The 21,894-nt window shown below is 65.6% G+C and carries 20 protein-coding genes; 4 read left to right on the top strand and 16 right to left on the bottom strand.

Translation table 11 applies throughout. From position 1 onward, the window contains the following. Nucleotide 1: 1 nt before the first annotated feature. The 16 genes from NNX37_RS13315 to NNX37_RS13240 form a co-directional block, all read right to left on the bottom strand. A complete protein-coding gene (locus NNX37_RS13315; protein WP_407079960.1) occupies nt 2-1,411 on the bottom strand; it encodes a S8 family serine peptidase in 1,410 nt (469 codons plus the stop codon). After that, nucleotides 1,408-2,352: a Ppx/GppA phosphatase family protein gene (locus NNX37_RS13310; protein WP_255793538.1), complete on the bottom strand. Its 945-nt coding sequence runs from the start codon at nt 2,350-2,352 to the stop codon at nt 1,408-1,410. Before NNX37_RS13310 ends, NNX37_RS13315 begins: the two co-directional genes overlap by 4 nt. A 29-nt stretch (nt 2,353-2,381) precedes the next feature. Continuing rightward, nucleotides 2,382-3,047: a DUF501 domain-containing protein gene (locus NNX37_RS13305; protein WP_255793214.1), complete on the bottom strand. Its 666-nt coding sequence runs from the start codon at nt 3,045-3,047 to the stop codon at nt 2,382-2,384. 64 nt (nt 3,048-3,111) lie between these two features. Further along, on the bottom strand, nt 3,112-3,600 hold the full coding sequence (locus tag NNX37_RS13300; RefSeq protein WP_255793213.1) for an FtsB family cell division protein: 489 nt from the start codon (nt 3,598-3,600) through the stop codon (nt 3,112-3,114). A gap of 515 nt (nt 3,601-4,115) precedes the next feature. Beyond that, nucleotides 4,116-5,402: a phosphopyruvate hydratase gene (eno, locus tag NNX37_RS13295; RefSeq protein ID WP_255793212.1), complete on the bottom strand. Its 1,287-nt coding sequence runs from the start codon at nt 5,400-5,402 to the stop codon at nt 4,116-4,118. A 174-nt stretch (nt 5,403-5,576) separates the two neighbouring features. Next, nucleotides 5,577-6,266, bottom strand: a complete 690-nt coding sequence (locus NNX37_RS13290) for a MazG nucleotide pyrophosphohydrolase domain-containing protein (RefSeq protein WP_255793211.1) — start codon at nt 6,264-6,266, stop codon at nt 5,577-5,579. Continuing rightward, a complete protein-coding gene (locus NNX37_RS13285) occupies nt 6,259-7,398 on the bottom strand; it encodes an adenosine deaminase (RefSeq protein WP_255793210.1) in 1,140 nt (379 codons plus the stop codon). The genes NNX37_RS13290 and NNX37_RS13285 overlap by 8 nt, the downstream gene beginning before the upstream one ends. A gap of 19 nt (nt 7,399-7,417) precedes the next feature. Beyond that, nucleotides 7,418-8,086 (bottom strand): DedA family protein, encoded by a 669-nt coding sequence (locus tag NNX37_RS13280; RefSeq protein ID WP_255793537.1) that lies wholly within the window; start codon nt 8,084-8,086, stop codon nt 7,418-7,420. 132 nt (nt 8,087-8,218) lie between these two features. After that, the gene (locus NNX37_RS13275) at nt 8,219-9,508 is read right to left on the bottom strand and encodes a thymidine phosphorylase (protein WP_255793209.1); all 1,290 of its coding nucleotides are present in this window, start codon (nt 9,506-9,508) and stop codon (nt 8,219-8,221) included. Next, on the bottom strand, nt 9,509-9,925 hold the full coding sequence (locus tag NNX37_RS13270) for a cytidine deaminase (RefSeq protein WP_407079959.1): 417 nt from the start codon (nt 9,923-9,925) through the stop codon (nt 9,509-9,511). 90 nt (nt 9,926-10,015) lie between these two features. Further along, on the bottom strand, nt 10,016-11,302 hold the full coding sequence (locus NNX37_RS13265; protein ID WP_255793208.1) for an ABC transporter permease: 1,287 nt from the start codon (nt 11,300-11,302) through the stop codon (nt 10,016-10,018). Beyond that, nucleotides 11,299-12,666 carry an ABC transporter permease gene (locus NNX37_RS13260; protein WP_407079958.1) on the bottom strand — a complete coding sequence of 456 codons (1,368 nt, stop codon included), beginning with the start codon at nt 12,664-12,666 and terminating at the stop codon, nt 11,299-11,301. Before NNX37_RS13260 ends, NNX37_RS13265 begins: the two co-directional genes overlap by 4 nt. After that, the gene (locus NNX37_RS13255; protein WP_255793207.1) at nt 12,663-14,207 is read right to left on the bottom strand and encodes an ABC transporter ATP-binding protein; all 1,545 of its coding nucleotides are present in this window, start codon (nt 14,205-14,207) and stop codon (nt 12,663-12,665) included. Before NNX37_RS13255 ends, NNX37_RS13260 begins: the two co-directional genes overlap by 4 nt. A 170-nt stretch (nt 14,208-14,377) precedes the next feature. Next, nucleotides 14,378-15,460 (bottom strand): BMP family lipoprotein, encoded by a 1,083-nt coding sequence (locus NNX37_RS13250; protein WP_407079957.1) that lies wholly within the window; start codon nt 15,458-15,460, stop codon nt 14,378-14,380. 274 nt (nt 15,461-15,734) lie between these two features. Next, complete coding sequence (locus NNX37_RS13245; protein WP_255793206.1) at nt 15,735-16,940, bottom strand: amidohydrolase; 1,206 nt, start codon at nt 16,938-16,940, stop codon at nt 15,735-15,737. An 85-nt stretch (nt 16,941-17,025) separates the two neighbouring features. After that, a complete protein-coding gene (locus tag NNX37_RS13240) occupies nt 17,026-18,165 on the bottom strand; it encodes a mannose-1-phosphate guanylyltransferase (protein ID WP_255793205.1) in 1,140 nt (379 codons plus the stop codon). Between the two features lie 225 nt (nt 18,166-18,390). Here NNX37_RS13240 and sdhC point away from each other — a divergent pair, with 225 nt between their 5' ends. The 4 genes from sdhC (at nt 18,391) to NNX37_RS13220 (ending at nt 21,859) form a co-directional block, all read left to right on the top strand. After that, on the top strand, nt 18,391-18,768 hold the full coding sequence (gene sdhC, locus NNX37_RS13235) for a succinate dehydrogenase, cytochrome b556 subunit (RefSeq protein ID WP_146363726.1): 378 nt from the start codon (nt 18,391-18,393) through the stop codon (nt 18,766-18,768). Nucleotides 18,769-18,774: 6 nt separating this feature from the next. Beyond that, on the top strand, nt 18,775-19,254 hold the full coding sequence (locus tag NNX37_RS13230; RefSeq protein ID WP_255793204.1) for a succinate dehydrogenase hydrophobic membrane anchor subunit: 480 nt from the start codon (nt 18,775-18,777) through the stop codon (nt 19,252-19,254). Nucleotides 19,255-19,316: 62 nt separating this feature from the next. After that, on the top strand, nt 19,317-21,083 hold the full coding sequence (gene sdhA / locus NNX37_RS13225) for a succinate dehydrogenase flavoprotein subunit (protein ID WP_255793203.1): 1,767 nt from the start codon (nt 19,317-19,319) through the stop codon (nt 21,081-21,083). After that, nucleotides 21,083-21,859 carry a succinate dehydrogenase iron-sulfur subunit gene (locus NNX37_RS13220; RefSeq protein WP_227914227.1) on the top strand — a complete coding sequence of 259 codons (777 nt, stop codon included), beginning with the start codon at nt 21,083-21,085 and terminating at the stop codon, nt 21,857-21,859. The genes sdhA and NNX37_RS13220 overlap by 1 nt, the downstream gene beginning before the upstream one ends. Nucleotides 21,860-21,894: the final 35 nt, after the last annotated feature.

Genomic DNA, 21,894 nt, shown 5'->3' with positions numbered 1-21,894 from the left:
ACTACCGGACCCCGGCCTCGTCGAGGGTCCCCGCTTCAGTGTTTTGGGTTTCGGATACTGCCGCACCGCGGCGCCGCAGACGGCCTACGTGGACCGTGCCGGACACCAGCACCACCACGAGAAGGGCCCCGAAACCCAGCACGACGGCGGCGGAGAGGCCGTCGTTCAGGGGTGCCGGCTCCTGTGCCACCGGGACTTCGGGTTCCGGCAGGTCCGGGACCGTGGGGGCGGGAATGTCGGCGGCGCCCGGCGAGGCGTCCACCACCCGCCGGTGCACCCGGATCCACTCGGCAATGGTTCCCAGCGGGTTGCTGGAGACGGAAGGAACATCGGCATTCACGGCCGCATTGGCGTCCAGGATCCCGTATCCATAGATGGTGTCCGTACCCGGAGCGCCGGCATCCCGCGCGGTACTGACGATCCGGTTGATGACGTCCGCAGCACTCATTTCCGGATGTGCCGCACGGATCAGTGCAGCAACACCGGACACCAGCGGCGCCGCCCCGGAGGTGCCTTCCCATTTCGCATACCGGGATGTGTTCCCGGGCATCCCGCCGATCAGGTCTTCGGCGGGAGCGGCAACACCGATGCTGATGCCTTCGGAGGACGAGTCCCGGCTGGCCTCGCCCTGCCGGTTCAGGCCGGCCACGGTGAGAACCCCGGGAATGGTGGCGGGTGCTCCCACCTGGACCATGCCCACACCGCGGTTGCCGGCGGCTGCGACAACCACCACGTCGTTCTGCTCGGCATAAAGGAACGCTTCGTCCCAGCTTTCCGGCCAGGCAGTGGAGGTACTGCCCAGGGACATGTTGATGACCCGGGCACCGTTATCCACTGCCCAGCGGACGGCCGTGGGGATCTGCATGTCGATCGGCACGCCGCCGGGGTTGGTTCCGCCGATCCAGGTGGAGACGGCGAGGATCTCGGCTTCCGGGGCCACGCCGATAATGCCGTCGGGGCGGTCGGCCGGCTTGCCCTCGTCTTTGCCGTCCTTTTTATCCCCGTCCTTGGCATCCTTGTCTTCCGCGGGCTTCTCATGCCCCCGGCCGGCCAGCAGCGTGGCCACCAGGGTGCCGTGCCCGGGGGTATCGCCCAGCCCCCTGGCACCTTGGGGATCGCCGGCTCCGGATGCATCGAAACCGCCGGTGACGGCGCCGGCGAGGTCGGGATGGCTTACGTCGACACCGGTATCAATGACGGCAACCTTCACGCCCGCACCCTTGGTGGTTTTCCAGGCCTCGGTGACACCGTAGTCGGCCAGCCAGTACTGCTTGTCCCGCCATTCGTCAGCGTGCGCAGGAACAGGTGCCAGGAGCGTCAGCCCCACGGCTGCGCAGAGGGCTGCGGCGGCGGTCCGTAGGCGTGCCGCGCTTCCCCGGCGGCGGCCGGGAGCGGTCCCGGGGGACCTCACGCGCTCAGGGCGATGCCGTCAAGGATGTCGTGTTCGCTGGCGAACGCCGAGGCCACGCGGCCGTCCGTCAGCTCGTCCACGCGGTCCACGATGGTCCGCCAGATCAGCGCACCGGCACCGATAACATCCACCCGGCCAGGGTGCATGTACGGCAGCGATGCCCGGGCGGCACGGTCCCGGCCCAGCAGGGCATCCGCCGTGGCGTCAATCTGCCCGCGGCTCAGCTCGGTTCCGTGGATAGCGTCGGGAGAGTATTCCGCAAGATCCAGGGCGGCGGCGGTGACGGTCGTGATGGTCCCGGCCACCCCCACCAGCCGATCGGTTTCCGCCAGCGGCACCGTGACCAGTGCGGAGGCAACCATGTCCAGGATCTCCGCCCGGGCCGCCGCTATTTCCGCCTCGGTGGGCGGGTCGGAGCGGAGGTACCGTTCGGTGAAGCGTACACAGCCCATATTGGTGCTCTTGGCCGCCAGGACACCCGAACCGTCACCGAGGACGAACTCGGTGCTGCCGCCGCCCAGATCCACCACGAGGGTCTTGGCGCCGTTTCCGCCGGCGAACACGCTTGCCGCGCCGGCGAAGGAAAGCGCCGCTTCCTCATCCCCGCTGATGACTTCGGGTTCAACGCCAAGCCGGTCGCGGATTCCGTCCACGAACTCCTGCCGGTTTTCCGCGTCGCGGCTGGCGGAGGTGGCCACGAACCGGATCCGCGACGCTCCGTGTTCGCGGATCAGCGCGGCGTATTCGTCCGCCGCGGCGAAGGTCCGTTCCAGGGCCTCGGGTGCCAGCCGTCCGGTGGCATCCACTCCCTGTCCCAGCCGGTTCACGCGCATCAGGCGTACGACGTCGGTCAGCTGCGCTGTTCCCTCGCTGTCCCGGGTGATGTCCGCAATAAGCAGCCGGATGGAGTTGGTGCCGCAGTCAATGGCGGCAACGCGCATGCCCTCGGTACGGCTGTCTTCCTGGCCTGTCACAGTTCCCCTTCACTGGTTGCGGCATCCGTTGCCTGCCGGCGGGCAGCCTTCTTGCTCTCGAGTTCTTCCGGGCTGAGGCCCTGCGTCTTGGTGTGGCGGCTCAGGTCGCGGGCCGGAGCGGGAGCGGCGGTGTCCCAAGCACCTTCGCAGTAACAGCGGTCCGTTGTCCACCATTGCTCAATCGCCGCCAGCGCTTCGTCGCCCAGCGGGTTGACCCCGGGTCCGGCGGCCAGGGAGTGGCCGACCAGCACATGCAGGCATTTCACCCGGGTGGGCATGCCGCCGGCGGAGACGCCGTCAATTTCCGGGACGGGACCGGTGCCGGTGCGTTCCCCGATCTCGTCGCGAACCTTGAGGTAGTGCTCGTGCGCGCTGCGGTACCGCTGCGCCAGTTCCGGATCATCTTCCAGCCGCCGGGACATGTCCGTCATCATCCCGGCAGCTTCGAGCCGGGAAACGGCGGCCGTGATGACCGGGTGCGTCAGGTAGTACGTAGTGGGGAAGGGGATGCCGTTGCTGAGCCGGGGGGCCGTGGTAGCTACCAAGGGGTTGCCGCAGACGCACCGGGCACCGATTTCGACAACATCACGCACCGGGCGGCCAAGCTGCCGGCTCAGGGTTTCCAGGTCTTCCTGGGTGGGGGCGAGCTGGTCCTGGGTCATGCAGGAGGTTCCTTCCGTGGGGGCCGGCGAGGGCCCCGGGCTGCTTCTTCTATCAGCCTCCAGATTACTGTGCCGTGGCGGATTTCTTGACCGAGTCCCAGAGCGAATCAACCCAGCGCAGGTCTTCGGGCTCCTCTTCGGCGGCCAGCTGCTCGGCTTCTTCCACACCGTTTTCGCCCTTGACCAGGTACCGCTTCTCCCCCGGCATCACGAGGAAAATCCGGTCCCGTGCCTGCTGCTTGATGTACGCCGGGTCCTCCCAGCGGCCCAGCTGGACTTCCAGTTCCGCCTGCGTTGCTTCGGCCTCCGCTATTTCCGCCTTGGCCACCGCAATGTCCGAGCGCTGCTGCAGGTATGTCCGCACCGACGGGGCGAGCAGGACGGTGATGGCAACCATCACCATGGCCAGCACCAGCAGTCGTCCGGAGAACGCTTTGGCCGGTACCGGGCGCAGCTCATCCGGGGTTTCGACCTCAGGCGCCGCTGCGGGAACCTTTTGTTCCGGTGCAGAATCGGGTTTACGCCGGATTCCTCCGGATAGCTGGGAACGCACCGCTGCCCGGGCATCCGACGCGGAGAGCTTCCGCGAACGCGGCTGAGGCGCCGGCGCTGTTGCTTTCGAAGCTGCGGCTTTAGGCGCCGTTGCTTTCGTAGCTGCCGCTTTCGAAGCTGCGGTTTTAGGCGCTGCCGCTTTCGAAGCTGCCGTTTTCGGGGCTGCTGCGCGCGGTGCCGCCGGCGCCTGCCGAGCCGCAGGAGGTTTCGCTGCGGCGGACGGCTTCGTGACGGCCGGTTTCCCGGCGGCCGGCTTCGATGCAGGTTTTCCTCCGCTTGCGTTCGCACCGTCAGCGTTCGCGGGGGCCGCTGGCCTGGGAACCTTGGGGCGTCGGGTCGGCATGCGGGTCCTGTCTGTAACTGTGCTCAATATGGTGCTGAAGGGATGCCGGATACGGCCGGGAAACGACCGCGGGCGGGTCCCCTCCTATGAGGTTACCCACCCGTGGTGTTGGGATCCTGTTCCGCAACGCCTGCAGGTCCCAAATGGGGCCTGCAGGTGCTGCGGCGGTCCGGCTAGTTGGCGTTGTTGAAGCGCGGGAAGGCGCTGCGCCCGGCGTAGCGGGCGGCGTCGTCCAGTTCCTCTTCGATGCGCAGCAGCTGGTTGTACTTGGCTACGCGCTCGGAACGGGCCGGGGCACCGGTCTTGATCTGCCCTGCGTTGGTGGCAACGCAGATATCGGCGATCGTGGTGTCTTCGGTTTCGCCCGAACGGTGGGAGGTGATGGTGGTGTAGCCGGCACGCTGGGCCATGGTGATGGCATCCAGGGTTTCGGTCAGGGTGCCGATCTGGTTGACCTTCACCAGCAGCGAGTTCGCGGCGTTGTTCTTGATGCCGGTTTCCAGGCGGGTGGGGTTGGTGACGAAGAGGTCATCGCCCACAATCTGCACCTTGTCGCCGACGGACGCGGTCAGGGTCTTCCAGCCGTCCCAGTCCTCTTCGTCCAGCGGATCCTCGATGGAAACCAGCGGGTAGTCGCGGACCAGTTCCTCGTAGTACGCGGACATTTCGGCTGAGGTCCGGTTCTGCCCTTCGAAGACGTACGAGCCGTCCTTGAAGAACTCGGAGGCTGCCACGTCCAGGGCCAGGGCGATGTCGTTGCCCGGAACGTAGCCGGCCCGCTCGATGGCTTCGATGATCAGGTCCAGTGCTGCACGGTTGGAGGGCAGGTTCGGCGCGAAGCCGCCTTCGTCGCCCAGGCCGGTGGAAAGGTTCTTTTCCTTCAGCACGGACTTGAGGTTGTGGTAGACCTCCACGCCCCAGCGCAGGCCCTCGGAGTAGGTCTGTGCACCCAGGGGAACAATCATGAATTCCTGGATGTCGACGTCGGAATCGGCGTGCGAGCCGCCGTTCAGGATGTTCATCAGCGGCACGGGCAGGATGTGCGCGTTGGGGCCGCCGAGGTAGCGGTACAGCGGCAGGGCAGCGGATTCCGCGGCTGCACGTGCGACGGCGAGGGAAACACCGAGGATGGCGTTGGCGCCCAGGCCGGACTTGTTCTCGGTGCCGTCCAGGTCAATCATGGCCTGGTCGATGGCACGCTGGTCGGCTGCGTCGTATCCGAGCAGGGCCGGCTGGATCTGGTCGATCACGGCTTCGACGGCCTGCAGCACGCCCTTGCCCTGGTAGCGGTTCTTCTCACCGTCACGGCGTTCGTTCGCTTCGAAGGCGCCCGTGGAGGCGCCGGAGGGAACAGCTGCGCGGCCGAACGTGTCGTCGTCGAGCAGCACCTCCACCTCGACGGTGGGGTTGCCGCGGGAATCGAGGATCTCGCGGGCATGGATGGCATCGATGATGGCCATTGAATTGCTCCTGTTCATTGGAACGAATGGGGAGAAAACCGCACCCCTGCTTGGACAGCAGGTCACAGTGTCTGCTTCTTAGCCTAATAGAATCGCGGCTCCCAGTAAGGTCCGGTGGGCTGAATCACTGAGATCGGGTGGATCCGGGGCTGCAGCGGAGGGGGTGCGCGACGGTCAGCGCCCGGCGTCGTCGGCCGTGTACCGGCGGACCGCCGCACGAAGCGCCGCCTCGGCGTCGAGTCCCTGTTCCGACGCGCGGCGGACCAGGGAGAACAGCACGTCCCCGAGCTCGGTTTCGTTGGAGAACTCCGCGTCGGGTGCCGGCCGCAGCGGGGGCAGCGGACGGTCCGCCCGGCGGGCACGGGAGATCGTCTTGGCCGCCAGGAGCAGGGCCGGCAGCCCTGCCGGAATTCCTTCGAATGCCGAAGTCCGGGCGGGGCTTTCCGCCTTCTTCGCCCGGTCCCAGGCCTGTTCGATGGCCGCAATGCCGGATTCTCCGCTGTCCTCCCGGAGGCTGCCGTCCGGGGAGAAGACGTGCGGGTTGCGGCGGATCATCTTAGCGGTGAGGGCATCGACCACGTCCGCCACGGAGAAGCTGCCGGCTTCCTGCTGCAGGCGGGCGTGGAGCAGTACCTGCAGCAGCACGTCGCCGAGCTCGCCGCGCAGTTCCGCCGCCCGGGCCGGTCCGGCCGTTCCGCCTTCCACTGCTTCCACCAGCTCGTAGGTTTCCTCCACGAGGTACTCCAGCAGTGACTCATGGGTCAGTGCCCGGGTCCACGGGCACCGCTCCCGGAGGACGCCGATGACCTCGGCGAGGCGGGTGAACCGCTCGCCGAGGTCACCGGGAAGGGGGTTTTCAGCCACGGGCGCGGTTGAAACCTTCCGTGACATAGGCGGATAGTGCAGCGCGCTCATCCAGGGGCAGGAAAGCCGCGTTGACGGCGTTCATGGTGAGCTCCAGGACATCGTCCAGGTCATAGTCGAAGGTGTCCATCAGCAGCTCGAATTCACCGGTAAGGGTCACCAAGCTCATCAGGCGGTTGTCCGTGTTGATGGTGACGGCGAAGCCGGTCTGGTACAGCAGGTCGATCGGATGGGTCTCAATGTCCTCGCCGAAGGAGGCCACGGCACCGGTCTGCAGATTGGAGGAGGGGCAGACCTCCAGCGGGATTCCGCGGTCCCGGACCCAGTTGGCGACGCGGCCCATGCTGACAATGCCCACTTCGGCCTCGTCTGCGCTGCCGGGCTCTTCGAATTCGACGTCGATGTCCTCCGCGATCCGCACGCCGTGGCCCAGCCGCAGCGCCCGGCCGTGCACCAGGGCGTCAACGATGCTCTCGATTCCGGCGGCCTCGCCGGCATGCACCGTCACCGGGAACTGCTGTTCTGCGAGATAGGTGAAGGCGTCCTTGAACCGGGAGGGCGGGAAGCCGTCTTCGGGGCCGGCAATGTCGAAGCCGACGGCGCCGGAATCGCGGTGCCGCACTGCCAGTTCGGCGATTTCCATGGCACGGTCTGCATGCCGCATGGCGGTGATGAGCTGGCCCACCTGGATGAAGCGGCCCGCAGCCTCGGCGATCACGATGCCTTCTTCGATGCCGGCTTGGACGGCTTCCACGGCTTCGTCCAGGCTCAGTCCTGCCTGCAGGTGCTGTTCGGGTGCCCAGCGGACTTCGGCGTACACAACGCCGTCCGCGGCGAGGTCTTCGACGAATTCGCGGGCCACCCGCACCAGGTCCCCGCGTGTCTGCATGACCGCGATGGTGTGGTCGAAGGTTTCGAGGTAGCGCTCCAGCGAACCGGAGTCGGCGGATTCGCGGAACCACTCCCCCAGCCCGGCGGGGTCGGTGCTCGGCAGGGTGTGGCCGGCGGCGGCGGCCAGCTCGACAATGGTGGCCGGTCGGAGGCCGCCGTCGAGGTGGTCGTGCAGCGATACCTTCGGCAGGCTGCGCACGTCGAGGAAAGGTTTTTCTGGAGTGTTTGTAGGCTCAGTCACACGGCAACTCTACGGTGTTTCAGGCGGCCTTCTGCGTGCGTGCGTCGTCGTCGGCGTTCGGCATGTCGCCGGCTTCCGGGAGTTTGGCCCCGGGTCCGGTGCCCCGGACCATGGTGATGATGCGGTCGATGATCAGGCCCAGGACAAGCGCGCCCAGCACTCCCACCACCACGCCGAGCAGGTGGTGGTCATCGAACCAGGCACCGGCTATCGCGCCGATGGCCACGCTGTAGGCGGCCCAGACAATCCCGGAGATGGCGGTCAGCGAGACAAACCGCCGCCGCGGGAAGCCGGTGGCACCGGCGGTGACGTTCACTACCACCCGGCCGACCGGAATGAACCGGGCCACGAGAATCAGTGACATCGACCGTTTGTCGAGTTCGTGGCGTGCCCAGGCGACGGACCGGCGCATCTTCGGGGTGCGCATCCAGCCGAACCGTTCGGTACCGATCCAGCGGCCCAGCAGGTAGGCCAGGTTGTCGCCCAGGAACGCTCCCAGGGCTGCGGCCGGAATGATCAGCCAGATATTCACGCCGGCGCCGCTGAGCGCCAGTGACGCCAGCGCCACCACCAGGGATTCACTCGGGACGGGCGGGAAGAAGCCGTCGATCAGGCAGCAGGCCAGGAGGCCGACGTAGACCCACGGCGACCCCGCCGTGGAGAGGATGAAGTTGTTTATGCCGTCCACCGTGGCACTGAAAACGTCCAACTGGTGCCGCTCCTTGAAATAGCTAACCGATCCTTTACAAGGATGCCACGGACACAGCGGTGCCCCCGCAGCGAAGCGCCGCGGGGGCACATCCGGGGAAACCCGGTGGGCCTAGCTGATCCGGTCGATGATCAGCTTCCGTGCCGGACGCGATCCCTCGGGTGCGACGACGACGGCGTCCGCCAGCGCCTCGCGGGCGCGGTCGAACTTCTCGGGGGTGTCGGTGAGCAGCGTCATCAGCGGCTCTCCGGCCCGGACCGTGGCGCCCGGCTTGGCGTGCATCACGACGCCGGCACCGGCCTGGACTGCGTCTTCCTTGCGGGCGCGGCCGGCACCGAGGCGCCAGGCTGCGACACCGACGGAGAGGGCATCGAGCTCCACCAGCACGCCGTCAGCGGGTGCGTAGATGGTTTCGGATTCCCGTGCCACCGGAAGCGCAGCGTCGGGATCGCCGCCCTGGGCGGAGATCATCCGGCGCCAGACGTCCATCGCACGGCCGTCCTTCAGAGCAGCCTCCGGGTCGGCGTCGGGCTGTCCCGCAGCCGTGAGCATTTCGCGGGCCAGGGCCAGCGTGAGCTCGACAACGTCCTCGGGGCCGCCGCCGGCGAGCACATCCACGGACTCCTGCACCTCAATGGCGTTGCCGGCGGTCAGGCCCAGCGGAGTGGACATATCGGTGAGCAGTGCCACCGTGTTCACGCCGGCGTCCTTACCCAGGGCCACCATGGTCTCGGCCAGTTCGCGGGCCCGGGCCTCGTCCTTCATGAAGGCGCCGCTGCCCACCTTGACGTCCAGCACCAGCGAGCCGGTGCCTTCGGCAATCTTCTTGCTCATGATCGAGGAGGCGATCAGCGGAATGGCTTCCACCGTGCCTGTGACGTCGCGCAGCGAGTACAGCTTCTTGTCCGCGGGTGCCAGCCCTGCACCGGCGGCACAGATGACGGCGCCGACATCGCGCAGCTGGGCCATCAGGGCGTCATTGGTCAGGGCCGCCTGCCAGCCCGGAATGGCTTCGAGCTTATCCAGCGTGCCGCCCGTGTGGCCCAGTCCGCGGCCCGAGAGCTGCGGAACGGCAACACCGAACACGGCGACCAGGGGCGCCAGCGGAAGGGTGATCTTGTCCCCCACACCGCCGGTGGAGTGCTTGTCCGAGGTGGGCTTGCCCAGGACCGAGAAGTCCATCCGCTCGCCCGAATTGATCATGGCGGTGGTCCAGCGGGAGATCTCCGCCCGGGTCATGCCGTTGAGCAGGATGGCCATGTTCAGCGCGGCCATCTGCTCATCCGCAATGGCGCCGCGGGTGTAGGCGTCGATGGTCCAGTCAATCTGTTCCGGTGTCAGGGTGCCCCGGTCCCGCTTGATTCCGATGATGTCTACGGCGTCGAACTTTTCAGCGCTCATTTACTTGTCCTGCCCTTCAAGGTGCTGCGGTCCAAAGGCATCCGGCAGGACCTGGTCCATGCTCCGGATTCCGCTTACGGTCATCAACTGCATTCCCGGTGCCCGGAATTCGTACAGCAGCTGCCGGCAGCGGCCGCACGGCATCAGGACACTGCCGGATCCGTCCACGCAGGCGAAGGCAGCGATGCGGCCGCCTCCGGTCATGCGCAGCTGGCTGATCATGGAACATTCGGCACACAGTGTCAGCCCGTAGGAGGCGTTCTCAATGTTGCAGCCGGACACAATCCGGCCGTCGTCGGTCAGTGCCGCGGCGCCCACCGGATACTTCGAGTAGGGCACGTAGGCGTGGGCCAGCGCTGCTTTGGCGGTTTCCAGGAGCAGCTCCCAGTCCACGGGGGCGGGGGTCATCTCTGTCATGTTTTCCTTTCATTTCGGTGTCCGGCCCGTGTGGACCGGATACCGCGAGGGACCTGCCGCCGGCTTCCCGGCAGCAGGTCCCTCCAAGTGCTAACCCTTGACGTACGGAACGCCGCTGGCCGCGGGTGCCCGGGACTTGCCGACCACTCCGGCGACGGCGAAGATCGTCACGATGTAGGGCAGCATGGCCAGGAACTGGTTGGGAACAGCGGTTCCCAGCAGGCTCAGGACGTACTGCAGGTTGGTGGCAAAGCCGAACAGCAGCGCTGCCAGCAGCGCGCCGAGCGGGTTCCAGCGCCCCAGGATCAGGGCGGCGAGGGCAATGTAGCCCTGCCCGCCGGTCATGTCACGGTTGAACGCGGACACGGACACGAGGGTGAAGAACGCGCCGCCGATGCCGGCTACCACGCCGGCGAGCAGGACGTTGATGAACCGGGTGCGGTTCACGTTCACACCCAGGGTGTCTGCGGCCTTGGGGTGTTCGCCCACGGCCCGGGTACGCAGGCCCCACTTGGAGTGGAACAGGCCGATGTAGACCGCGGCGAGGGCGATGTACATGAGGTAGCCGACAATCGACTGGTTGAAGAGGATCGGCCCGATGATCGGGATATCCGCCAGCAGCGGGATCCGGATCGGGGGCAGCGACGGCGGAGAGTTCCACTTCGCCGGATCCGAGGACAGCAGGGTGGAGAACAGGAAGCCGGTCAGGCCGGACACGAGGACGTTCAGGACGACGCCGACAATGACCTGGTTGACGATGTACTTGATGCTGAACACGGCCAGGACCAGGGAGACCAGCGCACCGGCGACGGCCGCGGCGAACAGACCCACGAACGCGTTGCCGGAGAGTGAACCCGCCACGGCTGCAGCGAAGGCGCCGAAGAGCAGCTGGCCTTCAATGGCGATGTTGACCACGCCGGAGCGTTCGCACAGCACGCCCGAGAGCGAACCGAAGATCAGCGGAATGGCCAGGGCGAAGGACCCGGAGAGCAGACCGTAAAGGGCAACGTTCGGCGTGTTGGCGCTGCCCACCACCCAGGTGAGGAAGCCGATCACGAACAGCAGTCCGAAGATAACGATGACCCAGACGGGCACCCGGCGGCCGCTGCGGGTCAGCATGAGTGCCCAGGCCGCGGCCGCAATCATCAGGACGGCGGTGAGCCAGCCGACCACGGTGGCGGAAACCACCAGTTCGGGCAGGACGATGGCCTCACCGGGGTCGGACAGGCGGAAGGTGACGTCATTGGACGGTGCACCCAGGGCGAAGACAGCGAGTCCCAGCAGGGACAGGACAATCAGGATGATCGGGATCTTCCAGCTGCGGACACCGCCGGGGGCGTCCGTCTTGGAAGCGGGAAGCGTTGTTGCGGTGCTCATGCTGCGCCTCCGGCGGTTTTCGTGGTCTTGGACAAGCGCTTGCCGGAGGTCTGGAACGCTCCCGGCGCGGGAATGCGGAACAGCGACCGCACCAGGGGCGGGGCTGCGATGAAGAGGACGATCAGTGACTGCACCACCAGGACAATGTCGATGCTGGTTCCGGTGTTGGTCTGCATGGTGACGCCGCCGGCACGGAAGGCACCGAACAGCAGGCCTGCCGCGAAGGTTCCCCACGGGCTGGAGCGGCCCAGCAGGGCCACGGTGATTGCGTCGAAACCGAAGCTGGCGGCGACACCGGATGTCAGGACCTTTTCGGTGCCTGCCACCTGCGCCACACCGGCAAGCCCGGAAAGGGCACCGGCGATGAGCATAACGACGACGTAGCCCTTGGTGGTGCTGATGCCGGCGTTGCGTGCGGCCGACGGATTGGCGCCCACGGCCTTGAGTTCAAAACCGATGGTGGAGCGGTTCATCAGCCACCAGATGAAGACGGTGGCCAGCACGGCGAGGACAAAGCCCCAGTGCAGGCGGAATCCGCTGCCCAGCAGCGGCGGGAACATGGCGTTGGCATCGAGCTGCGGGCTGATCGGGTTCGAGGAGCCCGGCCGCTGGAAGGCCGGCGTGCTGAGCAGGAACAGCACCAGGTTGATGGCGACGTAGTTGAGCATGATCGTGACGATCACTTCGTGCGCACCGGTCTTGGCCTTCAGGATGCCGGCGATGCCGGCCCAGATGGCGCCGCCGAGCATACCGGCAATGATCACCAGGAGCAGGTGCAGGCCCACCGGAAGGTGGACGGCGAAGCCCACCCAGGCGGCCATGGCCGCGCCGATGATGATCTGGCCCTGTGCACCAATGTTGAACAGTCCGGTCCGGAACGCAACGGCGACGCCGAGGCCGGCCAGGATCAGCGGTGTTGCCACCGTCAGGGTCTGGGTCAGCGGGTAGAATAACCGCTGCGCGCTGTCGGCTCCGAAGTTGAAGAACGCACCCTGGAACAGGGCGGCGTAGGCACCCGCGGCGGCTGACCAGGCAGCGGAGAGCAGATCCGTGGGCCGGGAGAAGAAGTACGACGCCGTTTCTCCGACTTCCTCATCGGTGGCGGCGATCAGGATGCCGCCCACAATCAGGGCGAGCAGGACGGACAGGACCGAGACCATGGCGTTCGAGGACAGTACCCGCCGCAGGACGGGCTGCCGGGAACGGTCCCCGCCGAGGTTGCCGCTTTGGTACGCCGCGGGTACGGCGGGCGGAGGAACAGTGCCGTCGGCGGTTTCGGCCGCGGCCTCGAGCCGGGTGGCTTCGGCAGCTGCGATGCTGCGCTCCCCCGGCGGGTCTTGCGTGGTGGAATCCTCCGGGCTCACTTGGCCCCTCCCTTGGAATCTGTGTGCTGCGCTGTAGCTTCGTCCGCGGGCATGCCAGCCATCATCTGGCCCAGCACGTCGCGGGATGTGTCGGCGGGGACTATGCCCATGAGCCGGCCGCCGTAAAGCACGGCAATCCGGTCCGCCAGTTCAAGGACTTCGTCGAGTTCGGTGGAAACGATCATCACCGGCGTGCCGACGTCGCGCTCGGCGATGATGCGTCGGTGCAGGAATTCGATGGAACCCACGTCCACGCCGCGGGTCGGCTGCGAGGCGATGAAAAGCTGCAGCGGACGCGACAGTTCGCGGGCCATAACAACCTTCTGCTGGTTTCCACCGGAGAGCGTGCCTGCCGCAGTTGCTGCTGACTGTGTGCGGATATCGAATTCGGTGATTTTCTCCGCCGCGTTGGCTTCAATGACCGCCGGACGAAGCGATACGCCGCGGGCAAAGGGTGCCTGGTCGTATCGGTTTAGGACAAGGTTCTCCGCAACGGAGAAGGTGCCCACGAGGCCGTCGACATTGCGGTCTTCGGGGACGAAGCCCACGCCGCTGTTGATGATGTCACGGGTCCTGCGGCCCACCAGTTCCTCGCCGTTGAGCCGGATGGAACCGGTGACGTGGTCCTGCAGGCCCAAGATGGCCTCGGTGAGTTCGGTCTGGCCGTTGCCCTGCACGCCTGCCACGGCCAGGATTTCACCGCGCCGGATGCCGAAGCTCACGCCGTCGAGCACTGCCGGGCCGGTTGCGGAGGCGATGGTGAGGTTCTCGACGACGAACGTCTCCTCCCCGGGGCTGGCCGGTGCCTTGTTGAGGTTCAGGCTCACGGACCGGCCGACCATCAGCGACGCCAGTTCCGTGGTGGAGGCGGTCGGATCGGCGGAACCTACGACCTTTCCGCGGCGGATCACGGTAATGACGTCGGAAACGGCCTTTACTTCCCGCAGCTTGTGCGAAATGAAGACCACCGATTTACCGTCTTCGGTGAGCTGGCGCATGATGCCCAGCAGTTCGTCCGTTTCGCGGGGCGTCAGCACGGCGGTCGGTTCGTCAAGGATGAGGACTTCGGCGTCCCGGATCAGGGCCTTGATGATTTCCACGCGCTGCTGGACACCCACGGGGAGGTCTTCGACGACGGCGTCGGGGTCGACGTCGAAACCGTACTGGTCCGAGATCTCGCGGATGCGGCGCCTCGTCTGGTCCAGGTTCAGCATGCCCGCAAACTTGGTGTTCTCGTTTCCGAGGGCCACGTTTTCGGCCACGGTGAAGACGGGAACGAGCATGAAGTGCTGGTGCACCATGCCGATTCCTGCCGCCATCGCATCGCTGGGGCCGTTGAAGGTGACTGCCCGGTCATCAACCAGGATTTCGCCTTCGGTCGGCTCATACAATCCGTACAGCACATTCATCAGGGTTGACTTGCCGGCGCCGTTTTCACCGAGCAGGCTGTGCACCTGCCCCGGCTCAACCACCAGGTCGATATGGTCATTGGCCACCAAAGTGCCGAAGCGCTTGGTGATGCCCTTGAGTTCGAGTTTCAAAACCCCAACCAATCTTTTTCGAGATAAACAAAACAGAGAAAAGTTCCGACGCATGACAAACGCCGTCTTCCCGGCCCTAAGGCTGCCGGGAAGACGGCGGTCACTTTAGTGCATGCGGTGCTCGCTGCACCCGGGCAATTTCCCCGGACGCAGGTATTACGTGTTAGGCGCTACTTGGGGCTGGAAGCGGATTCAACCGAAATTTCGCCGGAAATGATCTTGGCCTTGATGTCCTCGACGGCCGTCTTGACCTCATCCGGAACGTTGGCTTCCTGGTCGTGGAAGGGTGCCAGGGCAACGCCGCCGTTTTCGAGGGTGCCGACGTACGGGCTGTTGTCGAAGTTGCCTTCCACATCGGTGTTGACGACGTCCTCAACGGCTTCGCCCATCAGCTTCATGACGGAGGTGAGGATAACTTCCTTGCCCGAGCTCACGGTCTCGTAGCCGTCGGAGTCAACCCAGATGACCTTGGCGTCCTTGCCGGCAGCGTTGGCTGCCGTCACGGCGTCGATAGTACCGGCACCAACGGGGCCGGCGACCGGCATGATGACGTCGGCGCCCTCGTTCAGGAAGTTCTGCGTGGTGGTCTTGCCGGCGGAGACATCATCGAAGCCGCCGGTGAAGGAATCCATGCCCAGGACCTGGACGTCGGCGCCGTTCTCTTCGTTGAAGTACTTCACGCCCTGCTCGAAGCCCTCCATGAAGATGGTGACCGTGGGGATGTCCAGGCCGCCGTAGGTGGCAACCTTCCCGGTCTGGGAGGTGCCTGCTGCAACGTAGCCGGCCAGGAACGCAGCCTGGGCCGTGTCGTAGATGATCGGCTTGACGTTGTCTGCTTCGATCGACTGGTCGTCAACGATCGCGAAGTGGGTGTCCGGGTTGGCCTCGGCGGCGTCGCGGGTGGTGTCTGCGAGCAGGAAGCCGACGGTGACCGTCAGGTCGCAGCCGGCCTGGACCATGCTGTCAACGTTCGGGGCGAAGTCGGTTTCGGATGCGGATTCGGCGGTCTTGACCTCGATGCCCAGGTCCTCTTCGGCCTTCTTCATGCCGTTGTAGGTGGATTCGTTGAACGAGTTGTCGTTGAATCCGCCGGAGTCGGAGACCATGCAGCCCAGGAAGTCGGAGGCGCCTTCAGCGGAGCCGGCTTCTTCTTCCGGTGCCGCGCCGCAGCCCGAAAGCAGGAGTGCGGAAACGCCGAGCATGGCGGCGGAAACGCCTGCATTGCGCTTAAAGCTGCGCGGGTAATTCTTCAATGTTCCTCCAGAAAAGAAATGGGATTCGCCGTACGGTGCCCTGTGAGGTGCAGCGCCCGGCGCAGCGCTCCGTCCATCGTTGGACCGCAGCAACATAACCATAGTGTGTCGAAGGCAACACCAAATCCAAATCCGGCATGGTCGGAACATTGTTTACATGTTGTTATCAAACGGGAACGACGGAACGGGGCGGGACTGCTAGTGTCCCGCCCCGTCCGATTCGTCGTTAAGGTCCGTGTGTCCTGAGGCTACGCGTCCCCCGGTGCCGCGGGGTTTAGTGCCGCAGGCCCCTGGCTGCGCGCAGGGCGGCAGCCGCCATCACGCTGACGCCGCAGCTGATCGCCCGCTCATCGGGGTTGTAATCCCCGCGGTGCAGGTCGAAGGTTTCCCCGCCCGGCGAGCGGGTGCCAAGCCGCATCAGGGCGCCGGGCACCGCCTGCGTCATCCACGCAAAGTCCTCCCCGCCCATGGACTGCGGTGCCAGCACCACGGCGTCTTCTCCCAGTTCGGCGCGGGCTGCCGCTTCGATCAGGCTGATCTCGGCGTCGGCGTTAATGACCGGCGGGACGCCGCGGGTGTGCTGTAGATTGACGTCGACGCCGAAGGGCGCCGCGATCTCCCGGACCACCTTGTCCAGCAGCTCGCCGGCGGCATGCCAGGCCTCTGCGTCGAGGCAGCGCATGGTGCCGGCCATGAATCCATGTCCGGGAATGGCGTTGGGTGCGGAGCCGGCGTGCATCTGCCCCCACACCACGGAGACGCCGCTGCGCACATCGATCCGCCGCGACAGCACGGCCGGGACGCTGACTGCGATCTCGGCCAGCGCAAAGACCAGGTCCTCGGTCAGGTGCGGCCGGGAGGTGTGCCCGCCGCGGCCGGTCAGCTCGATGCGGATGGTGTCGGAGGCGGAGGTGATCGCGCCGATGCGGGTGCCCACCTGCCCTACGTCCACCCGGGGGTCGCAGTGCAGGGCCAGCACGCGCGGTACGCCGTCCAGGGCGCCCTGTTCGATCACCGAGAGCGCGCCGCCTGGCATTACTTCTTCGGCAGGCTGGAAGATCACCCGCACCCGGCCGCCCAGCTCACCGGCCGCCTCGAACCCCGCAAGCACCATGGCCACGCCCAGCATGACCGTGGTGTGGATGTCGTGGCCGCAGGCATGGGCTATCCCGGTGTTTTCCGAGGCGTACGGCAGCCCGGTCTCTTCCAGCACGGGAAGGGCATCGATATCGGCGCGCACCGCGAGCCGGATGGGGCCGTCGCCGATGTCCACCACGACACCCGTGTTTTCCAGGCGCTTCGGCGCCAAACCGGCGTCTTCGAGGGCCTCAACGATGCGGTCCGTGGTGCGGAATTCCTTGTGCGAGAGCTCGGGATGGGAATGCAGGTCCCGCCGGAACTCGATCAACCCGCCGAGGAGCGGCGCCACACTCCCCCGTATCGAGGGGATGGGCGAGTTGCTCAGCGGGATAGTTTGCACAACCTCAAGGTTAGCCAATTCGGAGACTAAAGCGGGAATGCGCAGCGCTGGAAACGACGCCCCGTGACGGGTCTTTGCGTCCTGGCTAGAGGACGTCCGTGTCCCCGCTGGCCTTGAGGTGTTCAACGGCCTTCTTGACTTCCTGCGCGTGTTCCTTCGTGGTGACGAGCAGGGCGTCCGGTGTGTCCACGATGACGACATCCTCGATGCCGATCAGCGCAATCACGCGCTTGGTGTCGGAGACAACTATGCCGCTGGCGTTTTCCGAGTAGACGCGGGCGCCCTCCCCCATCACGGTCAGATCACTGTTTTCCGCTGCCGGGTTGAGCCGGCCGATCGCGGCAAAGTCGCCGACGTCGTCCCAGCTGAACGCACCGGGAATCATGGCGACATCGCCCGCCGCCGCCGCCGGTTCCGCCACGGCGTAGTCGATGGCAATCTTGGGCAGGGTGGGCCAGATCCGGCGCACCACTTCCCGGCGCCTCGCGGTGTCCCAGGCCTCGGCGATTTCCATCAGGCCGGAGTAAAGCACCGGTTCGCTGGCTTCCAGGTGCTTGAGCATCAGGTCCACCGGTGCCACGAACATGCCCGCATTCCAGCTGTAGCTGCCGTTGTCCAGGTACGCCTGGGCAACCTCGGCCGAGGGCTTCTCCACGAACTCGACCACGGAACGCGCGCTGGGGGCGCCGGCCACCCGGAGCTGCCCACCCGCGCAGATGTAGCCGAAACCGGTGGAGGGGTGCGTCGGCTCGATGCCGATGGTGACGATATACCCCTGGGCCGCGGTGTGGATGGCTTCCCGCACTGCGGCCTGGAAAACCTCGACGGGAGCAATGACCTGGTCCGCAGCAAAGGATCCCATGATGATCTGCGGATCCCGCTTGTAGAGGATGGCAGCGGCAAGCCCGATCGCGGCGGCGGAATCCTTGGGCTCCAGTTCCAGGACCAGGTTCTTGCTCGAGATCTCCGGCAGCTGCTGCCGCACGGCCTGCCGGTGCACCGCCCCGGTGACCACCATGACGCGGTCACCGCTGAGCGGACTCAGGCGCTCATAGGTGGCACGGATCAGGGTGGAACCCGAACCGGTCAGGTCGTGGAGGAACTTGGGTGCGGCGGCTCGGGAGAGGGGCCAGAGGCGCGTCCCAACACCGCCGGCCGGGATGACCCCGTAAAAGCGGTCAAGAACAGCGGGCTCGGGAGCGGCATGCGGCTTATTGTTACTCATCATTGCCTAGATTAGCTCAGCCCGCAGGCGAACCTCAGGAACCGGCATCCCTACACGGTCCGCGGCACCGATTCAATGTAATCAGGGTCACACCATAGGGGAACCTAAATTGAAAGCCCGGTCACGTGAGCCTAGATTATGGTAGAGCTTATATCGCTGTCGCACCGGCGTCATCACTGCGTGGAACACGCGCTAACGCCGCTGCGATGCAGGGAGGAAAATTCAGTGTCGAAGTTACCAGCAGGCACTCTCTACCGTGGCCGCGAAGGCCAATGGTCGTGGGTTGTGCACCGTATCACCGGCGTGGCGATCTTCTTCTTCCTTTTGGTCCACGTTCTGGATACCTCACTGGTGCGAGTTTCACCTGAGGCCTACAACGTGGTGATCGAATCCTACAAGAACCCGATTATGGGCCTCGGCGAGCTTGGTCTCGTTGCGGCGATTGTGTTCCACGCCTTCAACGGCCTGCGTGTAGTCCTGATCGACTTCTGGAAGAAGGGGCCCAAGTACCAGCGCCAGATGCTGTGGGGCGTTGTTGCCCTGTGGGCCGTTACGGTTATCGGCTTCTCTATTCGCCACCTGCCCAACGTCTTCGGGGGTTAATAACCAATGAGCACATCTACTAACGAAGCCCACGCCCTCGAAGCACCCCGTTCAGGACGCATCGCCCCGCGCTACACCCGCAATTCCTCGGGCGGCGGCAACTTTGAAATGTTTGCTTGGCTGTTCATGCGCGTGTCCGGCGTGATCCTGGTGGTCCTGATCTTCACCCACCTGTTTATGAACCTGGTCGTGGGCGACGGCATCCACGCCGTGGACTTCGGCTTCGTTGCCGGCAAGTGGGCCAGCCCGCTGTGGCAGGTCTGGGACCTGGTCATGCTGTGGCTGGCCATGCTTCACGGCACCAACGGCGTCCGCACCATCATCAACGACTACGGGGACAAGAAGTCCACGCGCATGTGGCTCAAGACCGTCCTCTATGTCGCGACCTTCGTGATCATCGTCCTTGGCACCCTGGTCATCTTCACCTTTGACCCCTGCCTCGCAGGCGCGTCGGCGGAGACCCTCCAGGAGTTCTGCGGGGCCTAAGGGCCGCGTGGCCATTCCGGGCCCACGAATTTCTAGTAGTTTCAACAGAAAGAGCATCTGCTATGCAGGTCCATAAGTACGACGTCGTCATCGTCGGCGCCGGCGGCGCCGGTATGCGTGCCGCCATCGAATCAGGTCAGCGTGCGCGTACGGCGGTACTGACCAAGCTGTACCCCACCCGCTCCCACACCGGCGCCGCGCAGGGCGGCATGTGCGCAGCACTTGCCAACGTCGAAGAAGACAACTGGGAATGGCACACCTTCGACACCGTCAAGGGCGGTGACTACCTGGTGGACCAGGATGCAGCCGAGGTCATGGCCAAGGAAGCCATCGACGCCGTGCTGGACCTGGAGAAGATGGGCCTGCCGTTCAACCGGACGCCCGAAGGCCGCATTGACCAGCGCCGCTTCGGCGGCCACACCCGTGACCACGGCAAGGCACCGGTCCGCCGCGCCTGCTACGCCGCGGACCGCACGGGCCACATGATCCTGCAGACGCTCTACCAAAACTGCGTCAAGCACAACGTTGAGTTCTACAACGAGTACTACGTCCTGGACCTCATTACCGTTGTCGACCTCAACGGCCAGAAGCGGGTTGCAGGTGTCGTTTCCTACGACCTGGCCACCGGCGAGCTGCACATCTTCCAGGCCAAGTCCGTGGTGTTTGCCTCCGGCGGTGCCGGCAAGGTCTACAAGACCACGTCCAACGCACACACCCTGACCGGTGACGGCATGGGCATCGCTTTCCGCCGGGGCATCCCCCTGGAGGACATGGAGTTCATCCAGTTCCACCCGACCGGCCTGGCCGGGCTGGGCATCCTCCTCTCGGAGGCCGCCCGCGGCGAAGGTGCCATCCTCCGCAACTCCGAGGGTGAACGCTTCATGGAGCGTTACGCCCCGACCATCAAGGACCTGGCCCCGCGTGACATCGTGGCACGTTCCATGGCCAACGAGGTCCGCGAGGGACGCGGCTGCGGCCCGAACAAGGACTACGTCCTGCTGGACCTGACGCACCTGGAACCGGCGCACATTGATGCGAAGCTTCCGGACATCACCGAGTTCGCCCGGACCTACCTCGGTGTGGAGCCCTACACCGAGCCGGTGCCGGTATTCCCGACGGCGCACTACGTGATGGGCGGCATCCCCACCAACATCAAGGCCGAGGTCCTCCAGGACAACGACACCGTGATTCCGGGCCTGTACGCGGCCGGCGAAGTGGCCTGCGTGTCCGTACACGGCTCCAACCGCCTGGGTACCAACTCGCTGCTGGACATCAACGTCTTCGGCAAGCGGGCCGGCATCTATGCTGCCGAATACGCGCTGACCGCAGACTTTGTTGATCTGCCGGAGAACTCCGAACTGGACACGGTGAACCTGCTGGACCATGTGCGCAATTCCGAAGGCACCGAGCGTGTCTCCGAAATCCGCCGTGACCTGCAGAACACCATGGACCTGAACATGCAGGTGTTCCGCACGGCGGACACCATCCAGAAGGTCCTGACGGACATCGCCTCCTTCGAGGAGCGGTACCAGAAGATCAGCGTCCAGGACAAGGGCAAGCGCTTCAACCTCGACCTCCTTGAGGCCGTGGAGCTGGGCTTCCTCCTGGAACTCGCGAAAGTCATGAGCGTTGCCGCCCTGCACCGGACCGAATCCCGCGGCGGACACTTCCGCGAGGACTTCCCGGAGCGCGACGACGAGAACTTCATGAAGCATTCCATGGCCTACAAGGTTGACGAAGCCGAAAACACCGAGCACACCGCCGGCATTCGGCTGGACACCAAGCCGGTCATTTTCACGCGCTACGAGCCGATGGTGAGGAAGTACTAATGACAACCGAAATCGCCGAGCCGGCCTCGAAGGTAGAGCTCCCCGAGTCGATCGGCGGAGAGATCCCGTCGTTCGAGATCACGCTGAAGGTCCGCCGCTACAACCCCGAGGTTTCCGACGAAGCCTACTGGGACGAGTGGAAGCTGACCATGTACGGCACGGACCGCGTGCTGGACGCCCTGCACAAGGTCAAGTGGGAGCATGACGGCTCGGTTTCCTTCCGCCGCTCCTGCGCCCACGGCGTCTGCGGCTCCGATGCCATGCGCATCAACGGCCGCAACCGCCTGGCCTGCAAGACCCTGCTGAAGGACCTGGACACCTCCAAGCCCATCCTCGTCGAGCCCATCAAGGGCCTGCCGGTGGAAAAGGACCTGATCGTGGACATGGAGCCGTTCTTCCAGTCCTACCGCGAGATCATGCCGTTCCTGGTCACCAAGGGCCACGAGCCGACGAAGGAACGCCTGCAGTCCGCCGAGGACCGTGAGCGTTTTGACGACACCACCAAGTGCATCCTGTGCGCCGCGTGCACGTCCTCCTGTCCGGTCTTCTGGACCGACGGCCAGTACTTCGGCCCGGCGGCAATCGTCAATGCGCACCGCTTCATCTTCGATTCGCGTGACGACGCCGGCGACATGCGCCTGGAGATCCTGAACGACAAGGAAGGCGTGTGGCGCTGCCGCACCACCTTCAACTGCTCGGAAGCCTGCCCCCGCGGCATCCAGGTCACCAAGGCCATCTCCGAGGTCAAGCAGGCCATCCTGGCCCGCTCGCTCTAGCCAGTCCTGCGCTGCAAAGGCCCCGGCCAGCGGTC

This window comes from Arthrobacter zhaoxinii (assembly GCF_024385505.1).
GTDB classification, from domain to species: Bacteria; Actinomycetota; Actinomycetes; order Actinomycetales; family Micrococcaceae; genus Arthrobacter_B; species Arthrobacter_B zhaoxinii.
Note: the sequence above shows the minus strand (reverse complement) of the source record. Positions and strands in the feature narration are given on the sequence as shown.

Coding starts and splice junctions, on each gene's coding strand:
- NNX37_RS13310 (WP_255793538.1), bottom strand. CDS start 2,352: ATGCGCGTTGCCGCCATTGACTGCGGCACCAACTCCATCCGGCTGCTT.
- NNX37_RS13305 (WP_255793214.1), bottom strand. CDS start 3,047: ATGACCCAGGACCAGCTCGCCCCCACCCAGGAAGACCTGGAAACCCTG.
- eno (WP_255793212.1), bottom strand. CDS start 5,402: ATGGCCATCATCGATGCCATCCATGCCCGCGAGATCCTCGATTCCCGC.
- NNX37_RS13275 (WP_255793209.1), bottom strand. CDS start 9,508: ATGAGCGCTGAAAAGTTCGACGCCGTAGACATCATCGGAATCAAGCGG.
- NNX37_RS13270 (WP_407079959.1), bottom strand. CDS start 9,925: ATGACAGAGATGACCCCCGCCCCCGTGGACTGGGAGCTGCTCCTGGAA.
- NNX37_RS13265 (WP_255793208.1), bottom strand. CDS start 11,302: ATGAGCACCGCAACAACGCTTCCCGCTTCCAAGACGGACGCCCCCGGC.
- NNX37_RS13240 (WP_255793205.1), bottom strand. CDS start 18,165: ATGAGTAACAATAAGCCGCATGCCGCTCCCGAGCCCGCTGTTCTTGAC.
- NNX37_RS13230 (WP_255793204.1), top strand. CDS start 18,775: ATGAGCACATCTACTAACGAAGCCCACGCCCTCGAAGCACCCCGTTCA.
- sdhA (WP_255793203.1), top strand. CDS start 19,317: ATGCAGGTCCATAAGTACGACGTCGTCATCGTCGGCGCCGGCGGCGCC.
- NNX37_RS13220 (WP_227914227.1), top strand. CDS start 21,083: ATGACAACCGAAATCGCCGAGCCGGCCTCGAAGGTAGAGCTCCCCGAG.